The organism is Candidatus Chloroploca mongolica (assembly GCF_004762035.2).
In the GTDB taxonomy this organism is placed as follows: domain Bacteria; phylum Chloroflexota; class Chloroflexia; order Chloroflexales; family Chloroflexaceae; genus Chloroploca; species Chloroploca mongolica.
The window spans coordinates 16,124-34,251 of record NZ_SIJK02000055.1; the positions used below are offsets into that span (position 1 = coordinate 16,124).

Genomic DNA, 18,128 nt, shown 5'->3' on the forward strand with positions numbered 1-18,128 from the left:
TGTCTCTTGCCAAGGTTTGCCCCCCCAACCTAACTACTTTTTTACCACTTTAAGGGCTCGTTGAAACGCTTTCAAAACGCTAGCCCTGCTATGCTTGTGATATCTCTGTGCTGGCAGTAACGGCGCGAGGAGCAAGTGTATGGATAAGCCTCCACAGCCGCAGGGTTCGCAACTGTTTACGGTGCGCCTATGGCAAGAAGTGGTGGCCGAGGGCCAGACTGAGTGGCGTGGCAAAGTCCAGCACGTGCTCAGCGGCGAGGTTCGCTACTTCAGAGAGTGGTCGGTGCTGATCACTGCCCTGGTCGAGATGTTCGCTCAAGCTCAGGATCGTGACAATCGGGGTGGGACGACGAGTTTCTCGCCGTGAACCCTTCGTGGCTGAGGGCTGTATTCAGCAGGCCGACGTGGTGATGGTTGCATATGCGGAGGATTACAATGCCAACCCTTTCATATCCCGGCGTCTATATGGAGGAGGTTTCAAGCGGTGTCCGACCGATCGGGGCGGCAAGTACCTCGACCCCGGCATTCGTCGGCGTCGCAGAGACGGGCCCAACCAATACGGCGAAGCTGATCACGAGTTGGACCAATTTTCAGCGCAGCTATGGCACATTTCTCCCGGACGAGGGGAAGTACTATCTTGCTCACAGCGTTTTCCAGTTCTTCAACAACGGCGGCCAGCAGTGCTATATCGTGCGTGTGGGACGTGAGAAACATGCCAGCGTGACGCTGAAGAACCGTGCTGGGACGCCAGCAGGCATTAGATTGTCTGCCAGGTACCCTGGCAGGACGGGCAACGATCTCGCGCTCGATATTGCGGACGGCACGGACGATCCGATCAATGAGTTCAAAGTGACTGTTCGCGCCACGGACGGCACGATCCTCAAGGTGTTCGATCAGCTCACCATGACCCCCGGGACGAATGAGTACTTCCTTGATGTTATCCAGCGAGAACCGCTCTATCTGCGTGCCGAACTTCTGGACACCACAACGAGCCAAAAAGGAATCCATCGGGGAGGTGAGCAGCCAACATTGCCCCTACAGGATGATTTGAGCCTGTGTATTAACCTTGATGGGGATGGCTTCCGCATAATCAAGCTTGCTGACACACTGAAAGCAGAGACCGACCTCGCCAAAGTGGCTGCCGAGATCACGGCGAAGGTCAGTACGTTACTGCCTCAGAAGCCACAGACGTCGAGCAATGCCTTTGCCCTCTTCGAGTGCGTCGCCGAGAGCATAGTGGACTCGACCAACAAGCGCTTGGTTCTTAAGTCTGGTACGACTGGTGATCGCTCCTCGGTTCGGATCGATGCCAAGAAAGGTACCGCCGCCGTGAAGCTGAAGCTTGGCGAGCCAGCAGGCCAGTCGGAAGACGGCAGTGCCTGTCTTAGACCCGTGTTTGGCACGGGTATCAAGCTCGGTCACAAGCCAGGCGGGGCCACGCCGGTGACCGAAGCCGTGCTAGGGGCAGATCTCGTCGCACAAGACTATGAGGCTGGCTTTCAGCACCTCAACAAGATCAGCGATTTCAGCCTGCTCGCCGTGCCTGGCATTGGAACCACCGAGATGATCAATCTGGGGATGCGCTACTGTCAGAATCGCCCCCTTCAGGACGTCTTCTTCCTCGGTGATGCGGATTCTGCCGAGGCAACCGATGCCGATGTCGAGAGTATACGTAGCTATAGCAACAAGCTGGACAAGTCCTCCTACGGTGCGGTCTACTTCCCCTGGCTCAGTGTGGCGGATCCTCTGCGCAAATCGCGTGAGCCGATCAAGTTGCCACCGTCAGGCTTTATCGCCGGGCTCTACGCCCGCATCGACGCCAAGCGCGGGGTCTGGAAGGCACCGGCAGGCACCGAGGCGACCCTGAGTGGTGTGTTGGGTCTCGCTTATGAGCTCACCGATGTCGAACATGGAAATCTTAACCAGGTCAATGTCAACTGCATCCGCCGCTTCGCTGCTGCTGGCATTGTCTCCTGGGGGGCGCGGACACTCTCATCGGACGCTGAGTGGCGCTACATTCCCGTCCGCCGAACGGCGATTATGCTACGGGTCAGTCTCTACAACGGGCTACAGTGGGCGGTCTTCGAGCCCAATGACGAGGAGCTCTGGTCGCAGATCCGGCTCAATGTCACCTCGTTCATGCTGACGCTCTTCCGCCGTGGGGCCTTCCAGGGCGCAACGCCGTCGCAGGCCTTCTTCGTGCAATGCGACCAGGAGACCAACCCTCAGGCGGATATCGATCTGGGCATTGTCAATGTCCTGGTTGGCTTTGCGCCACTCAAGCCCGCCGAGTTTGTCGTGGTCAAGATTAGCCAGAAGGTCGGGCAGAACTCCTGACACCGCTACGGTCGCCTTTAGGAAAAGAAGAGGAGCAGCGTTATGCCGCAGTTCAGCGTCAACACCCACCGCTTTGACCCATATCGCAACTTCAAGTTCAAGATCAAGATCGATGGCCAGTATGTCGCCGGCCTCAGCAAGTGCAGCGCGCTCAAGAAGAGCACCGAGATGACTGAGTGGTGGGGCGATGTCGATTATGCCACCAGCCGCAAGCTGCCCGGCAAGACCAAATATGAGGCGATTACGCTCGAGGCTGGCGTAACCCACGACACGACCTTCGAGGATTGGGCCCACAAGGTCAATAATATCCAGGGTGCCGCCGCAATGTCGCTCAAAGGCTTCCGCAAGGATATCACGATCGATGTCTTCAACCTTCAGGGTAAGAAGGTGCTCTCATATATCGTGCACCGCTGCTGGGTCTCTGAGTACCAGGCTCTCCCCGAGCTAGATGTCAGTGCTAACGCTGTAATGATCCAGCACATCAAGCTGGAGAACGAGGGTTGGGAGCGCGATACCGCAGTGACCGAGCCGACCGAAAACTGATACCGACGTTGACTACACGGTGATGGGCATAGCCTATGGATACGCTCACCTGTTTGTTGCCGGGCGGCTACGCCGATGGGACGGGGACGCTTCATCGCGAGGCCGAGCTTGCTCCGCTCAGCGGACGTGAGGAGGAGTTGCTTGCCGGACGGAGCAACATGTCGAACGCCGCTCTGGTCACCCGCATCTTAAGCCGCTGCGTGAAACGTATCGGCACATGCAGCGCGATCTCAGAAGCAATCGTGCGCGATCTGCTGGTCGCCGACCGGCAGTACCTTATGCTCAAGCTGCGTGAGCTCACTTTCAGCAGTCGAGTCCAGGCAACGGTTGTCTGCCCCTGGCCTGACTGTAGCAGGCGCGTCGATATAGATTTCTTGCTCGGCGATGTCCCACTCATTCTACCGGTCGATCCCGGTCCTACGTACAGGTTTCAGCTATCCGCCGAGGCCGCCCTGTATGACGAGCAGGGAGTGGCCCATCGCGATGTGGTGTTTCGCCTGCCAACCGGGGGTGACCAGGAGTTCGCTGCGGCTCTTGCGCTGCAAGACGGGGAGCAGGCGTTGATGCAGCTGATGAGCCGCTGTATTCGATCGATCGGCGATCTTCATCAGCCGGATGCGGCACTGCTAGGCGGTCTCAGCCCGCTTGCTCGCACTGAGCTTGACCAGGCTATGGAGGCTGTCACTCCACGGGTTGATCTGAACATCGCAGGGCTCTGTCCTGAATGCGGGCGCGAGTTCGTCCAGCCCTTTGACATGCAGGAGTTCTTCTTCAGTGAGTTGCGTATTAGCCGTGAGCAACTCTATCGTGAGGTCCACTATCTGGCCTATCACTACCACTGGAGTGAACACGAGCTTACGGGTTTACCTCGGTCAAAGCGGCGGATGTATATTGCGATCCTGGCGGATGAGATCGAGAGGCTAAACGATGCCGTCGTCTGAAACAGCCAGTTCTGCCGGATACCTGCGGGGCGTTCTCGCTGACGGGGTTGGTCGCTCCCGCTTCCCAAGCGGAGGGCAGCCTGACCCCAGGATCGACCATGCGCCTCGTATCACTCCACCAACCCAACCGCCTGTCGAGCTCCGCTATGCCCGACAGCCCTCTGTTGATGCTCCCTATGATTCGCCTGTAGCACCCTCTCTTGAGCCCGAGGAAATGGTGCCGGATGACCAATGGCCCTTCACCGGGCCATTGGTTGCCGCAAACCAGTCGGCGGCGTCACCACTGTTGCGCCCTGATCATGTGCCTCAAACGGAACCGCAAGGGGCTGCTCGCTATGGGTCAGACGTGATGCCCATCACACGGTTGGTGCCTCTACACGACGATCTTGAGCCTGATCCACCGACGGCCCCTCGGTCGATCATGCGAGCGGGTGAGCCCGAAAAGCCCGGACGTGCAGGTAGTCCACAAATCAGACCGGACGGTGGAACCGCACCGACTATTATCGGTATCCCCGGCGCTACCGAGCAGGTCAATCATGTGCCCCTTGTTGCGCCAGCACGCCCAGGCTCTGTCCAGCGCGATGTTCCAACAGTTCGGGGATCCACGGCGGGAAGACCCGGCGTACATGGTGCTGGCCCGATACAGGCGCCATCGCCGGATGTTCGTAGCCGTCAGTCCAAGGCCGACGGTGGCGCGAGCGCGATCGCTCCCAGTCAGCTACCGCCTCCACGCCCAGCCTCTGAGCCCGGCTTGCCCGTAATTGTCAGGACGACTCTTGCTCAACCCCAGCCTGCCCCGGTTGCCTCGGCAGCACCACGCGAGCTGAGTTCCGCCGGAGCGAGCCCGGCAAACCGGGCGATTCTAGAGCGCCTCAGCGAGCTGCAGCGTACGACGCAAGATCTGACGGCGAAGCTCGCCGCCCGTGAGCCTGTGCCCATGCAGACGCCGCCGGTCGTGATGATCAGGCAGACCGCCGACTTACCCGCCGCGCCGCGCGCCTTCTGGGAGCGCAGCTATCTGAGCAGGGTTTCCCTGAGGGTGCGCCGATGAGCGGATCAATGGCAATCCAGCTGGTTAGCGAGTCGCTACAGCGCCTGCTTAATGGCGAGCTGCGCATTACCAGCGCGGAGGCCACCCTGCTCTCTCCTGATGAGCCAGGCGGAGCAAAGCGCGTGAACCTGTTTCTCTACAAAGTGCAGGAGCATGCGCTGCTAAAGAACCAGGACTGGCAGGTGCAGTCTGGCAAACCCGGCCAACTGGTGCCGCCGCCGCTGTCGCTGAACCTGTTCTACCTGCTGACTGCCTACGCAAGCACTGATCAACATGCCGGCAACAGCACCGCCCACGCAATCCTCGGCGAGGCGATGCGCGTATTGTACGAGCATCCGATCATCCCCGACGATTACCTTGCCGACGAGCTGAAAGAGGCCAAAGAGCAGATCAAGGTCATGCTGGCACCGATGGATATGGAGGAGCTCAGCCGGGTGTGGGGCACCTTCGGCAAGCCGTTTCGCCCCTCAGTGCTGTACGAGGTCTCCGTCGTGCAACTCGACATGCTCGCAGGCCATGAGCGCACGCTGGCGAAGCGGGTCGAGCAGATCGGGCCGCCGCGCATCGAGGCCCCGTTCGTCCCACCGACCCTCGTGCAGATTGAGCCGTCGCGGCTCAAGGCCGGCGAGCAGTTGACCATCGTTGGAGAGCAGCTCGTCGGTTGGAAGGCGGTGGTGCGACTCAAGGGTAAGCAAATCCTGGCGACCGGCAAGCTCGCCGCAGATATGTTTGAACTGCTCGTACCGGACGAGCTTGAGCTCGGGCTCTATGAGCTCCAAGTGGACATCGAGACACTCTGCAGGCGAACTTTCTTCTTTGAGGTCATCGCACCATGAGCCAGACGACTACAGCGCTAGCAATTGGTCAGATTATCCCGGCCTACGGCGACAGCTACGAGCACCTCGCCGACGAGTTGGCATGGCTCGATCTGTTGATCCAGCTGCGGGTGGCCGAGCTGCGCCTGCGCACTCAGGCGCTTCCGTCTGCAGGCCAGCAGCAGATCTTCATCACGCATGCCGAGGTGGATGCCCTGCTCCAGCATCCTGGCACTGCTCTCGATACGCCCGAACTGACCGGGCTGCGCACTGCGCTCGCAGAGTTGCGCACCGCAATTGATGGGCGGGTCGCCGCAACCCTGGCACAGGGCGACAACCTGCCGTTGGCCAATCTGGGCCAGGTTTTTGGTCTCTCGCCGTTCGAGCTGGACGTGGTGCTGATCTGCCTGGCACCCGAGCTAGAGCGCAAGTACGACCGGCTCTATGCTTACCTACAGGACGACATCACACGCAAGAAGCCAAGCGTCGATCTGGTGCTCACCCTACTCTGCACGACGCCGAGCGAGCGCTGGCGAGCGCATGGCATCTTCGCCGGACAGGCGCCGCTCTTCCGCTACAGCCTGCTCCTGGCTAGCGACGACCCCCAGAGCCCCTCGGGGTCGAGCGACCTGGCGCGCTTTCTCAAGCTTGACCCGCGCATCGCCGGCTTCCTGTTGAGCGACGGTCGGATCGACAGTCGGCTGGCGGGAATCGCGCGGCTAGAGTGGCCCGAACCATCGGCGGAGCCGCCACTGGTCGATCCAATGCTGCTGGCCCGCATGCTGCGACTTGTCGAGAACCACTGCACCCGCGGCGCAGAAGCGCGCCAGCCGCTGGCACTGCACCTCTGCGGGCCGTACGGCAGTGGCAAGCACGCGCTGGCCCTGACGCTTTGTGGGCGGCTACCCTGCCCGCTGCTCACGATCGATGTCGAGCTGTTGCTCGCACGGGGAGGCGAGCTCGAGGCGCTGCTGCACCTAGCCTGCCGCGAAGGGCCGCTCTGCCAGGCGGCGCTCTACCTCGACCGAGTTGACATTTTACTCGGCGAAGAGGAGCGGGCGCGCACAGCGCTCAGGCTACTGGCCAGCGCCGCAGCCGAGTATGGCTGGCTGATCGTCCTGGCCGGCGAGCGGCCCTGGCCGGCCCAGGGGCTGTTCGAGGGCATGGCCTTCCAGAGTGTCACACTGCCCCTCGCCGATGCATCGCTGCGAACCGAGGCCTGGCGCCGCGAGCTTGCGCGCAGCGCGCCCGGGGCCGACGCGGCCTGGGCCGAGGAGCTAGCCTTGCGCTTCCGCCTGACCCCCGGCCAGATCTGCGATGCCGCCGAGGACGCCGCACAGCAGCAGGTGATGGACGACAGGGCGCTCACCTTGGCCGAGCTGAGCGCCGCTTGCCGCAGGCAAGCGAGCCGCAGGCTAGCCGAACTGGCCCAGCCGATCGCGCCGCGCGCCGGCTGGGATGATCTGGTGCTGCCCGCCGACCGCATCGCGCAGCTGCGCGAGCTCTGCGGCCAGGTGCGTCGGCACGACCAGGTCTTTGACGGCTGGGGCTTTGGGGGCAAGCTGTCCCGCGGGCGCGGCACCAGTGCGCTCTTCTCTGGCCCACCCGGCACCGGCAAGACTATGGCCGCCGAGGTGATCGCCGGCGAGTTGGGGCTGGAGCTCTACAAGATCGACCTGTCGCAGGTGGTCAGCAAATACATCGGCGAGACCGAGAAGAACCTGCAGCGCATCTTCCAGGAGGCCGAGCGCAGCAACGCCATCCTCTTCTTCGACGAGGCCGACGCGCTCTTCGGCAAGCGTACCGCGGTGGGTGATGCCCACGACCGCTACGCCAACATCGAGACCAGCTACCTGCTGCAGCGCATCGAGGAGCACGAGGGCGTGGTCATCCTGGCAAGCAACCTGCGCGAGAACATGGACGAGGCCTTCGTGCGGCGGCTACGCTGCATCGTCGAGTTCCCCTTCCCCGACGAGGGCAGCCGGCTGCGCATCTGGCAGGGCCACCTGCCGACGCAAGCCCCGTGCGACGTGCTCGACCTGGCGCTACTGGCGCGGCGGCACCAACTCGCCGGGGGCAACATCAAGAACATTGTGCTGCGCGCCGCCTTCCTGGCCGCGAACGACGGTGGCGTGATCGGAATGGCGCATATGCTCCAGGCAGCGCGGCGGGAGTACGAGCAGATTGGGCGACTGTGGGGGGAAGGATGAGGGATGAGGGATGAGGGATGAAGCTCAGCGCTGACAATCAGAGCCTGCTACACCAGGCACGCAGCCCCAAGGCCGTGGAGCGCGGCGATGCTGATCTGCCGGCGCGGCGGGCGGAGTTGCAGCCTGGGTCGCGGCTGTTTTTGCAGCGGTTTGTGGGGAATGGGGGGGTGCAGGCACAAACCTCTGTTGCATCGGTGCCACCAGCACGCCCGCAAAACACAGCTACAGAGCCAAGGCCACCTACCCCACTGCAACAACGTATGATTGAGGAGGCACGCGCAGCGGCCTCGATCTGCTGCCAGATAGCTTACCAGCGGGCTGCCGGCCTTGCAGAGCCGCGAGAGCGCTGGAGCGCAACCGCACGATCTTTGGCACGACAGCTCCTCGGCATCACCTGGCCGGATCTGGATTGGATCGCCAGTGTGATCGGCGAGATGCGCGATCGTATCTCTGCTCCTAGCCTGGCCTTTCGTGATGCATCCGGGCATCCAATGTGTGGCGCCAGGGAAGGATATGTGATCGGTAGCCAGCCCTCCATCTACCTTTGTGAGGCATTTTTCAACGAGACGCTGGAGCGCCGCATACAAACCCTCATTCACGAGGCGGCCCATCGCGCCGGGATTGGAGAAGCGACAAAAGAGGAGTACTGTCCGATCTTCGACTGTGCTACACCCTGTGGAGGATCGGAGACCGCCGATGCATGGGCACATTATATCCACTGTCTCAGTGGGCAGCGGGCCGAGCAGGGCGAAGTGATCGACGGGAGGAGCAAGGCTCATGCAAGACAGCTCCCACACCCCCCGGCTTCCGACAAAGGCCATCTGCAACGCCGTGCGGCTAGCCCGTCCGAAGCCACCGCTGTCCCACCCATCGTCCACGACGTGCTGCGCTCGCCAGGCCAACCGCTCGACGCGGCCACGCGCACCTTTATGGAGCCACGCTTCGGCCAGGACTTCGCGCAGGTGCGGGTACACACCGATGCGCGGGCAGCCGCGTCGGCGCGGGCGGTGAATGCCCTGGCCTACACCGTGGGCCGCAATGTGGTCTTCGGGGCAGGTCAGTACGCGCCGGGGACGACCGAGGGGCGTCGGCTGATGGCCCACGAGCTGACGCATGTGGTGCAGCAGCAGGACAATCCGGCAGAAATCATGCAGCAGGCTGGTCACCTTCCTAGCGACCCCTTCGAACAAGAAGCCGAACAGGTAGCCGAGCAGATTGTGCTTCCAGCAGCGTCTGCGTCACCTCTACGCTCAATCTCACGGTCGCCGACTGCGATGCGCCGTCAGGCGGTTGCGCTTGACCCGGCCAGGCAGTCACCCTCGCTTATCCAACCTGCTTCAACACCACAAGTGCTTGAGTCGGTCTCTCAGGCTCTTCGTACTGAGGCCAATAAGGATGCTCACTGGATCAAGCAGATCCTACAGAGTAACGAATGGCTAGCACCGTGGAATGAAGACGCCATAATGGAAGTTGTTGCCAAGTGGATGCGCAAGCCTCTGGAGAATGGCAGCCGGCTCACACCATTTGACTACCTGATCAACGCCTTACGAAATGTAACGTTTGAGGTTGGTTGGATAACCAAGCAGCATACAGGCGCGTTTGATCAACTCTTTAGCCGCCTGAGCCCTGCCAAGATCACCCAATTCAAGAGATGGATGCAGAGTAGAGGTCGTATCTTCAGAAACGAGCAGGCTATTGAAGAAGTAAAGCTGGAAATCTCTAAAGAGGACGTGATAAGGGGCGTCAAAGTAGGTGGAGAGCTTGCACTAGCCGTCGGTAGCGGCGGCACAAGTGTCTTAGGCAGGATTCTGCTCTGGCTTGCAACCGAGTTACCCGAGATCTACGCCAAAGCTCACATGATTCTCGATACAGTCAATGCGATTCAGACGACCCGGCTCGATGATCTCCAACAGATCGTTAGCGCCAAAGGGATTGGCAATCTCCTTGTAAAGGCGCTCTTCGGCGAGGTTCAGGGACTGCCAGATCTGCCTTTGGCAGCCAAGGAACAGGAGGAGACAGAGAAGGAACCCGCCGCAGAGCGTGGGGGGAAGGGCTTGACGGGGATGCTTCGTGCCCTGATGAAACTTGTCCGTACGTTGAAGAAGGTGTACAACCGGGTCATGGAGTATGTTCATAAGGGCCTAACTAGCATCAATATTACCCGCAAGAGTTGGTTCTCACCACTCGCGATGGCCTACAGTGCGATCGTTAGTGCAATCGAAGCGATCAGCGATCCTGCGGTAGTATTGCGCCAGATGGTCGGCAAACTGCGCGAGGTGGTAAGTAATTTCTTCCATGGTATTCGTGGAAGGTTCGACACGATAGCCAGCGAGATCAAAGCTCAGATTACATTTTTGGTCCAACCCGCTCGTATACTCTCTATGCTGGCTGACCAGGCCGTAGAATGGGTGCTTAACCTCTTAATCACCCATCCACCGACGGAGGCTCTTAAGCAGGTTTTTACAATCATTCAGGGGGTGAGCGGCAAATCGATAATCCAGCTAGTTCGCGAGAACTTCAGGTTCGCCGATGACCTTATCAAGGAGGTGGCCGATTCAGACACGGTTAAACGACTGATCCAGCCACTAAAGCCACCAGTATCTCGCATCGTTGGTGCTGTCGATGATGTGGTCACACGCGCTGGTAATTTGACCAGCGGTGCCGAGAATAAAGCACTGGGCATATTGACCGACGGAGTGGGCATGGTCAAAGAGTTGACAGGCATCGATCCTGTACGTCCTATTGGTACCGAAGGTGCTCCGCCCCAACCGGCCCGGACGCAGCGAACAGCACGGGAGGCAGAGAGTGGTCAGCAGGGAGCCCCTTCGTCCCTCACCGAGTTTCTGGCCGTGTTAAAAGCGGGCTTCCATAGCCGCCTGCTGGAGATCGGTGGGCGCCTTCTTGCCGAGAAGGCCACGGCTCTTGGAAAGGCTAGTTTAGAAAAGGGCACCGCAGTGGCAAAGGGCTTCGCTGGAAAGATTAAGGGTGTGGTGTTGGGAGAAAAGGTGCCGTTTGCCGTTCTTGGTGAGCACCATGAGCTATGGGTCGAGAAGCAAGATAGAGAGGTGTTCATTTTTGTCGCCAGCCAGAAAATGGAGATCCTCCAAAAGATCGAGGCCTATAAGTATGCGATCAATGACATCAAAGATGCTAAGAAGAAACAGGAAGCGATGGCATTATTCAGTGAGCTTGAGACGTTAAGTCGAGAGGTGAGGTTTGCTGCAAAAACGAAGAATATCGCATCGCCCAAGCGAATACGCATGACAAAGATTCTTGCAGTGATAGACAAGACACTGGAAAAGAGGTTTAAAAGTGCCCGATCTGCAACACAATTCGCGGCCAAGGAGAACGCTGTGACCAATCCAACCACTGGTGAAGCTCTTATCGTAAGTAAGGTAGGCAAGGCAATACCACGGGGTCGTCTTGAAGAAAATATGGAGGGAGCAACAGCAGTGGGTCTTCCTGGCTGGCATAGAGCACACCTAGTGGGGCCTGGCACGGGTAAAGAATTTCACACTGGGATCATGTATGCGACGAGATCGTATAATCTTTCCTACCACAAATACTTAGAAAATACGATGAGAGGTGTTGCAGAGGTTTTGAAAAATAATTTCGACATGGAAGTATGGCAAAGATGTCGGGCAATGCCTACAACAGCAAACAAATTCCAAATACATTGGGGAAGATACGAAATATTTACCGACGACGGGAATCTGCTGGAAGACTATACCATAACGGAACGGGGTAATTCAAAAAATCCGAAGGTTGACGAAAATTACTCAGAAGGCTGGAAAGGCCTCGCCCAAGCTTTCAGAAAGTAAAATGTATACCTTCGACTGCATAATTCGTGAAAGGGGACCTTACCCAACCTATGCCCAACCCCATCACTAACCACCCCCGCGGTACCCGTGGCGCCTTCGTCGAGTACAGCCTTGGCCCGCCGCCGCTGATCGTGCCGTTCCAGTTCAACCCGCTGCAGCTCCAGCGTAGCCGCAGCCTGGGCTTTGATGCGCCCGGCGCGACGTCGCTCGATGTGAAGGCAGGCAAGTTGAGCGGAGACCAGGTGCGCAAATTGCACCAGACCCAGGCCAATCTGCTGGATCTCCAGGCGGAGCAGCAGGTCACGGTGCAGGAGGAGTCACTCAGCCTGGAGATTCGCCTCGATGCCACCGACGGCATCGATGAGGGGAACGCGGTCGCCGCTCGCTTCGGCATCGCCCCCCAAATCGCTATCCTCGAGCAGATGGTGACGCCGCGCGAAGGCACGCTGCTGGGCGAGGTTCTGAAGAAGGTCGCAGGCGTTAGCAAACGTTTCAGCTACACCAGCGGGCCGAACCCGCCACTGATCCTCTTCGTCTGGGGCAGCCGCTGGGTGCTGCCGGTGAATATCAACACTATGACTATCACCGAGAGTGAGTTCAATCTGGCGCTTTACCCGTTGCGGGCTACGGTTGCGCTGACCCTGACGGTGATCGAGGGGCCGAATGGGGCCTCAAAGGGCTCGCTGCGCACGCGTGAGGCCCTGGCGGCGATGGGCATGGCCAGTGTCGTCAATGTAACCGATGTGATTATCCCAGGATAGGCTGATGTTTACGAAGGGCTCACGCTATCGCAAGTTGCCCGAGGTGACGGCGTCCGACGCGCGCGGTCGCGTGCTTCGCTCGATCGCGTTGCGCCCGCTGCCGCGCACCGAGGGGGCACTGCTCCACACGGTGCGACAGGGCGAGCGCCACGACCTGCTAGCCAACCGCTATTTTCGCCAGCCGCGCAAGTGGTGGCAGATCTGCGACGCCAACCCGGAATTCCTCTCGCCGCTGGCGCTGCTTGGCCAGGAGCCGATCAGTGTCGCGACCTTCGCGCTGGCGGCGGCGCCCCTTGGCAGCCTTCCCTCTGAACTCGCGGGTGAACTGGAGCACGACACCCCTTCTGAGCTACTGCGCCAGGCCTGCATCGATCTGGGTGTTGTGCTCTCGGAGAGCGCCACGCTCACCAGGCACGACCAGCGTGGTAGGTGGTGGATTGCCGACGAGCCTGCCGGCTCGTATCTGGTCGCCGATGTAAGCGATGGACTCGATGTGTACCTTGAGCAGTTTCCCTGGGCGGCGCTGCTGGCACTACTAGAGGCAACCGTAGGTGTGGAACAGATCATGGTCACGGATGAACTCCAGACCGAGGTGGAGTCGTGGGATGCCGCCCTGATCGCCATAGACCGCCACATCCGCTCGGTGCAGGTGACCTTTAACCGCATGAATGTCACCGCTGAGCAACTGGCCGAAGCGATGAATACGCAGATCCCTGGCCTTGTGGCAGGTAGGCCAGAGCAGATCAGCAGGGTCGGCAAGCAGATCGCCATCCCGTCGGATCTGCCAGTCTGATCGCCCATAGCTCGACGTCGCATAGCAGGAATATCTTATGGAGCGCGAGTATCTCTCAATCGTGATCGATGGCGAGGAGGCCGCCGACCTCTACGCGGATCTGTGCAGCCTGGAGGTGGAGCTAGACGACGATCTGGCCGCTCAGTTCCGTCTGCGCCTGAGCATCGATCGCGAGCGGGATGGGAGCTGGCGCTACCTCGATGACGAGCGGCTGCGGGTCTGGCGACAGGTCACGATCAGCGCCGGCCTGGGCGATGAGTTGGAGGAGCTGATCGACGGTTATATCACCCATGTGCGCCCGGCCTTCGACCCTGACCCGGCACAGTGTACGCTCGAGATCTGGGGGATGGATCGCAGCGTCTTACTCGACCGCGAGGAGCAGTTGCGCGCCTGGCCGAATAAGAAGGATAGCGATATTGCTACCGAGATCTTCGACGGCTATGCGCTGCTGCCGGCAAACCGAGACGCCGAGATCGAAGACACGACGCTGGTCCACGACGAGAAGGTCTCGACGATCATCCAGCGCGAGACCGCCATGCAGTTCTTGCGCCGCCTCGCCGCACGCAACGGCTTCGTCTGCTATGTCGAAAACGGCGCCGGCTACTTCCGCTCGCCGCAACTCGACGCGCCACCCCAGCCGGTGCTGGCGGTTCACTTTGGTTCCGAAGAGACCAACGTGGAGCGCTTCACCCTGGAGGTCAATGCGCTCACGCCGACCGAGGTGGCGATGTGCCAGATCGACCGGTTGAACAAAGCGGTGCTGAGCGTGGGCGCAGCCGCGAGCCGGCAACACGCCCTGGGTAGTAACGATGCGGCGAACCTGCTCGCTCCCGGCATCGCCCCCGGCCTGATCGTCGCGCAGGCTGCGACGACAGGCACACCGGAATTGAGCGCGCTCTGTCAGGGGCTCTACCATCAGGCCGAGTGGTTTGTGACCGGCGAGGGCGAGGTTAACGCCAACCGCTACGGGCACGTGCTCAGGCCACGGCGCACCGTGACGATCAAGGGTATCGGCGAGAGCTACAGCGGGGTCTATTACGTCACCCATGTAACCCACCGCTTTGGCGAGAGCGGCTACAGCCAGCATTTCCGGGTCAAGCGCAACGCGCTGATGCCAGGTGGCTCGGAAGACTTCGCGCCCACAGAGGAGATCTAACGATGAGCATGGAGCAGATCGTCGCCAGTCTGGTCGAGAAGGTCGAGCGCCGTTTCTATGGCAAGTACCGCGGCCTCGTCGTCGACAACGCCGACCCCGAGCACCTCGGGCGGCTCACGCTACGGGTGCCGAGCGTGCTTGGCGAGCAAGTCGTCACCGGCTGGGCACTGCCCTGCGTGCCCTATGGCGGCGCTGAAAACCAGGGCTTTCTCTTCATCCCGGAGAAAGGGGCCGGCGTGTGGGTCGAATTTGAAGAGGGCGACCTCGAGTTCCCGATCTGGACCGGCACCTTCTGGAGCAGGCCGGGTGGCACCAGCGAACTGCCGAAGCCCAATGATGGTACGCAAGAGGGTACGGTGCAGCGCCCGCCGACGCGCAAGATCATCAAGACCTTAAAGGGGCACACGATCCAGTTCGAGGATGCGGATGGGAGCGAGATGATCACAATTGTGGAAGGTGAACACGGGCATGTCATCACGATGGACAAGGATGGTATTACGATCACCGACAGTCAAAATAACCGGATCATTCTTAATGAAGGAAACATCACGCTTGAAACAGATGGTATGAAGGTCGGTAGCAAGAGCGCGGCCGAACCCTTTATTCTCGGCAAGACGTTTGCGACCCAGATCACGGACTTTCTTCTCGCGCTGAGCACCCATACCCATATTGGCAACCTCGGAGCACCTACCTCTCCGCCGACGGCTCCGATCAAACTTGACGTTCAGAGTGCCCTTTCAACGAAACATATGCTCGACGGATAGGAGGCAGTATGCCAATCGACGCCGTTACGGAAGAAGCAGGTAAAGGTATGAGCCTGGCTATCTACAAGGAAATCGACAGGCTTCTTACTCCGCCGCTCTTTGATGCTGTTAAGCAGGCGAGTGGTGACGTCAAAGCGCAAGAAACCCTGGATCAGGCACGAGAGGGATGGAAGGATCTCTCCTCCGCCATCGCTGCCGGCGTAGTCAATTACATCACCGATCATATGAAGATCGTCGGGGTTCAGATCCAGGTCGATGGCCATCTCTGCATTCAGAGCGACGACGGCACGGAGCATATCGGATGGAATATTTAACCTCCAGCATCAGCTTCCCCTTCCCCTTCGCCATCACTGACGGGCGCATCAGCGCCAGTGGTGGTGACGAGGCGCTGCGCGGCAAGATCATCCAGGTGCTCTTCACCGCGCCGGGCGAGCGGGTCAACCTGCCGGAGTTCGGCTGCGGCCTGCTCAACCAGATCTTCGAGCCGAACGACGGCGTGATCGCCGCGGCGATGGAGTTCACCATCGCGCAGGCCCTGGCCCATTGGTTAGGCGACGAGATCAGCGTGGACGGCGTCGGCGTGACCGCCGAGGGTGAACTGATCACCGTCGAGATAGTCTATACGCGCCGGCGCGACCTGGCCCGCCAGGCAGTACGGCTACATTTCAGATAGAGGTGCGCAATGGCCGAGATCAAACGAACAAATGGACGCGCAGTGCTCGACTATATGGCGCGTGACTATGATAGCCTGCTCTATGCTATGCGCGAACGGGTGCGCGAGAAGTTGCCCGAGTGGACCGACGCTAGCTCAGAGGCGGATATGGGCAATGTGCTGCTCGAGGCCTTCGCGCACATGGGCGACATCCTGAGCTACTACCAGGATCGTATCGCCGGCGAGAGCTTCCTCGGCACTGCGCAGACCCGCCGTAGCATCATCCAGCACCTGCGCCTGATTGGGTATACGCTTGGCACGGCGGCCCCGGCCGCCGCCACACTCAGCCTGCTTTTCCCGTTGGACTACCAGGGGACGGTGACAATCAAGCAGGGCGACGCCTTCGCCACAAAGAGCCAGCGCGACCGGCCGAGTGTTCGCTTTGAGTACGCAGGTGATGTCAGCCTGGAGATCGACTGCACCAGATTGTCCTCCACCACCGACCCGGCGACCGGGCAGCGGTACCGCTACTACGGGCTCGATCCTTATAGCGCTCAATCGGCGGGCTCCTTTCGGCGCGTAGGTATCCCGGTCGAAGAGGGCCGCCTGGTGTTGGCTGAGCGCCTGGGCGTGTCTGACGGCACAGCTAACCAGCGCTTCCCGCTGGCCCACCCGCGCCTGATCCTGCGCCCGTCCGACCAGAACCGACTAGACAACCGCGATCTCACCCTGTTGGTCGAGTATGGCGGGCAAATCACACGCTGGCACCTGCGCGAGAGCCTCGCCTTCAGCGGCAGCGATGATCGCGATTTCGTAGTGTCTATCGACGAGCATGACCGGGCTAGCGTTAGCTTTGGCGACGGCACATTCGGCGCCATGCCGCCCGATGGCGCGGTGATCAAAGCCAGCTACCGGGTCGGCGGTGGTGCGCACGGCAACGTTGGCGCGCGCACAATCACGACAATCGCCAGTGCGTCCCAGTTGAGCCTGATCGGCGCCAGTGTGATCAACGTGGCGCCGGCCACCGGCGGTGATGATCGTGAAAGCATCGAGCACGCCGTGCTGCAGGCCCCAGCCGTCTTTCGCGCTCGCAAACGTGCGGTGACCAGAGCGGACTACGAGGCGCTGGCGCGCAACTACCAGGGCGTCGGCCGCGTGCGGGCCGTGGCGGATAGCTGGGCCACGGTTACGCTCTATGTGGCCCCTGCGGGCGGCGGCCCGCTCACCGATAGCCTGCGTGCCGGGCTGCTGGCCTATTTCGAGGATAAGCGCCCGCTCACCACCCGCATCGAGATCGCGGGCGTGGACTATGTGCCAATCTATGTGACAGCCAGGATCGGGGTCAATGCCTACTATGAGCATAAGGAAATCGCGGCTCACGTCCAGACGGCCGCCGGCAAGCTACTCGCGTTCGAGCGGGTTGATTTCGCCCAGACCATCTACCTCAGCAAGTTCTACGAGGCGATCGAGGCGATCGACGGGGTCAGCTACGTGACGATCACCGGGTTCAGCCGTGACATCCCGCGTGCGGGTAACGGAGATGGGCTGATCAAGCTGGGGGCGAATGAGCTTCCCTGCATTCCTGGTGACCCGAACTACACCACGGGCATCAACGTTGCCATCGTAGGGACGGAAGGAGGGGCATGAGCATGCGCCTCAAGAATCTCCGTGCGACAGCCCACCCGGATGGCAACCGCATCGACCTGAGCTGGGAGTTGCCTGAGCAGTTCCGCGAGCTAGGCCTGGTGGTTATGCGCCGCGAGGGCGCCTTTGCTGCTGCCACTCACGATGGCACTGAGATCGCCATGGGCGAACGTCTGACCGCCGTCAGCGACACGGGTCTGAAGGCGGAGACGGTTTACTATTACTCGATCTTCATCTATCGGCACGGTTCACCACCGACTTACTATCTCGACCGGCACAACCGCGTGGCGATGATGTCCACCGGCCCTTACAACATGGCCGGGCAGATCTACGATCTGCTGCCGGCGATCTACAAACGCTATGACACACAGCTGCCGGTCAATCCTCCGGTCGCGATGACAGAGACCGACCGCATGCACGGTCAGCTGAGACGACTGCTCGAACTGCCCGGTGGCCAACTTGACCAGATCTACAGCTTCGCACGTGCGCTTCTGCATCTCACCGATCTGGAGCACGTAGATGGGCGGCTGCTACCGCTGCTGGCTGCGTGGATCGGCTGGAATGGCTGGTTGGGTGATCTAAACCCAATACCTTTCAAATAAGCGGCGCGGCAGCTTCTGTGGCATACTTTCGAGTGCTA

Annotated in this window: 15 protein-coding genes; all 15 read left to right on the forward strand. The window is 60.5% G+C overall.

What is annotated here, in order from left to right:
- The first annotated feature begins 139 nt into the window (after window positions 1-139).
- The 15 genes from EYB53_RS20415 (at window position 140) to EYB53_RS20485 (ending at window position 18,090) form a co-directional block, all read left to right on the forward strand.
- Complete coding sequence (locus EYB53_RS20415) at window positions 140-367, forward strand: hypothetical protein (protein ID WP_135480488.1); 228 nt, start codon at window positions 140-142, stop codon at window positions 365-367.
- Between the two features lie 68 nt (window positions 368-435).
- Entirely contained in the window at window positions 436-2,337 is a 1,902-nt protein-coding gene (locus EYB53_RS20420) for a phage tail sheath C-terminal domain-containing protein (RefSeq protein WP_167857511.1), read from the forward strand.
- Window positions 2,338-2,379: 42 nt separating this feature from the next.
- A complete protein-coding gene (locus tag EYB53_RS20425) occupies window positions 2,380-2,880 on the forward strand; it encodes a phage tail protein (protein ID WP_135480493.1) in 501 nt (166 codons plus the stop codon).
- Between the two features lie 35 nt (window positions 2,881-2,915).
- A complete protein-coding gene (locus EYB53_RS20430; RefSeq protein WP_135480495.1) occupies window positions 2,916-3,821 on the forward strand; it encodes a T4 family baseplate hub assembly chaperone in 906 nt (301 codons plus the stop codon).
- Between the two features lie 1,059 nt (window positions 3,822-4,880).
- Window positions 4,881-5,708 carry a Pvc16 family protein gene (locus tag EYB53_RS20435; RefSeq protein WP_167857512.1) on the forward strand — a complete coding sequence of 276 codons (828 nt, stop codon included), beginning with the start codon at window positions 4,881-4,883 and terminating at the stop codon, window positions 5,706-5,708.
- Complete coding sequence (locus EYB53_RS20440; protein WP_135480502.1) at window positions 5,705-7,897, forward strand: AAA family ATPase; 2,193 nt, start codon at window positions 5,705-5,707, stop codon at window positions 7,895-7,897. Before EYB53_RS20435 ends, EYB53_RS20440 begins: the two co-directional genes overlap by 4 nt.
- Before the next feature lie 260 nt (window positions 7,898-8,157).
- Complete coding sequence (locus EYB53_RS20445; RefSeq protein WP_167857513.1) at window positions 8,158-11,718, forward strand: eCIS core domain-containing protein; 3,561 nt, start codon at window positions 8,158-8,160, stop codon at window positions 11,716-11,718.
- Between the two features lie 50 nt (window positions 11,719-11,768).
- The gene (locus EYB53_RS20450; protein WP_135480504.1) at window positions 11,769-12,479 is read left to right on the forward strand and encodes a hypothetical protein; all 711 of its coding nucleotides are present in this window, start codon (window positions 11,769-11,771) and stop codon (window positions 12,477-12,479) included.
- Window positions 12,480-12,483: 4 nt separating this feature from the next.
- Window positions 12,484-13,272, forward strand: a complete 789-nt coding sequence (locus EYB53_RS20455) for a hypothetical protein (protein WP_135480507.1) — start codon at window positions 12,484-12,486, stop codon at window positions 13,270-13,272.
- Between the two features lie 37 nt (window positions 13,273-13,309).
- Window positions 13,310-14,428 (forward strand): phage late control D family protein, encoded by a 1,119-nt coding sequence (locus tag EYB53_RS20460; RefSeq protein WP_135480509.1) that lies wholly within the window; start codon window positions 13,310-13,312, stop codon window positions 14,426-14,428.
- Window positions 14,429-14,430: 2 nt separating this feature from the next.
- Window positions 14,431-15,192 carry a phage baseplate assembly protein V gene (locus EYB53_RS20465; protein WP_135480511.1) on the forward strand — a complete coding sequence of 254 codons (762 nt, stop codon included), beginning with the start codon at window positions 14,431-14,433 and terminating at the stop codon, window positions 15,190-15,192.
- An 8-nt stretch (window positions 15,193-15,200) separates the two neighbouring features.
- Window positions 15,201-15,506: a hypothetical protein gene (locus tag EYB53_RS20470; protein ID WP_167857514.1), complete on the forward strand. Its 306-nt coding sequence runs from the start codon at window positions 15,201-15,203 to the stop codon at window positions 15,504-15,506.
- Window positions 15,494-15,865, forward strand: coding sequence for a GPW/gp25 family protein (locus EYB53_RS20475; RefSeq protein WP_167857515.1), 372 nt, complete (start codon window positions 15,494-15,496; stop codon window positions 15,863-15,865). Before EYB53_RS20470 ends, EYB53_RS20475 begins: the two co-directional genes overlap by 13 nt.
- Window positions 15,866-15,874: 9 nt before the next feature.
- The gene (locus EYB53_RS20480; RefSeq protein ID WP_135480515.1) at window positions 15,875-17,491 is read left to right on the forward strand and encodes a baseplate J/gp47 family protein; all 1,617 of its coding nucleotides are present in this window, start codon (window positions 15,875-15,877) and stop codon (window positions 17,489-17,491) included.
- Window positions 17,488-18,090, forward strand: coding sequence for a hypothetical protein (locus EYB53_RS20485; protein WP_135480517.1), 603 nt, complete (start codon window positions 17,488-17,490; stop codon window positions 18,088-18,090). Before EYB53_RS20480 ends, EYB53_RS20485 begins: the two co-directional genes overlap by 4 nt.
- Window positions 18,091-18,128: the final 38 nt, after the last annotated feature.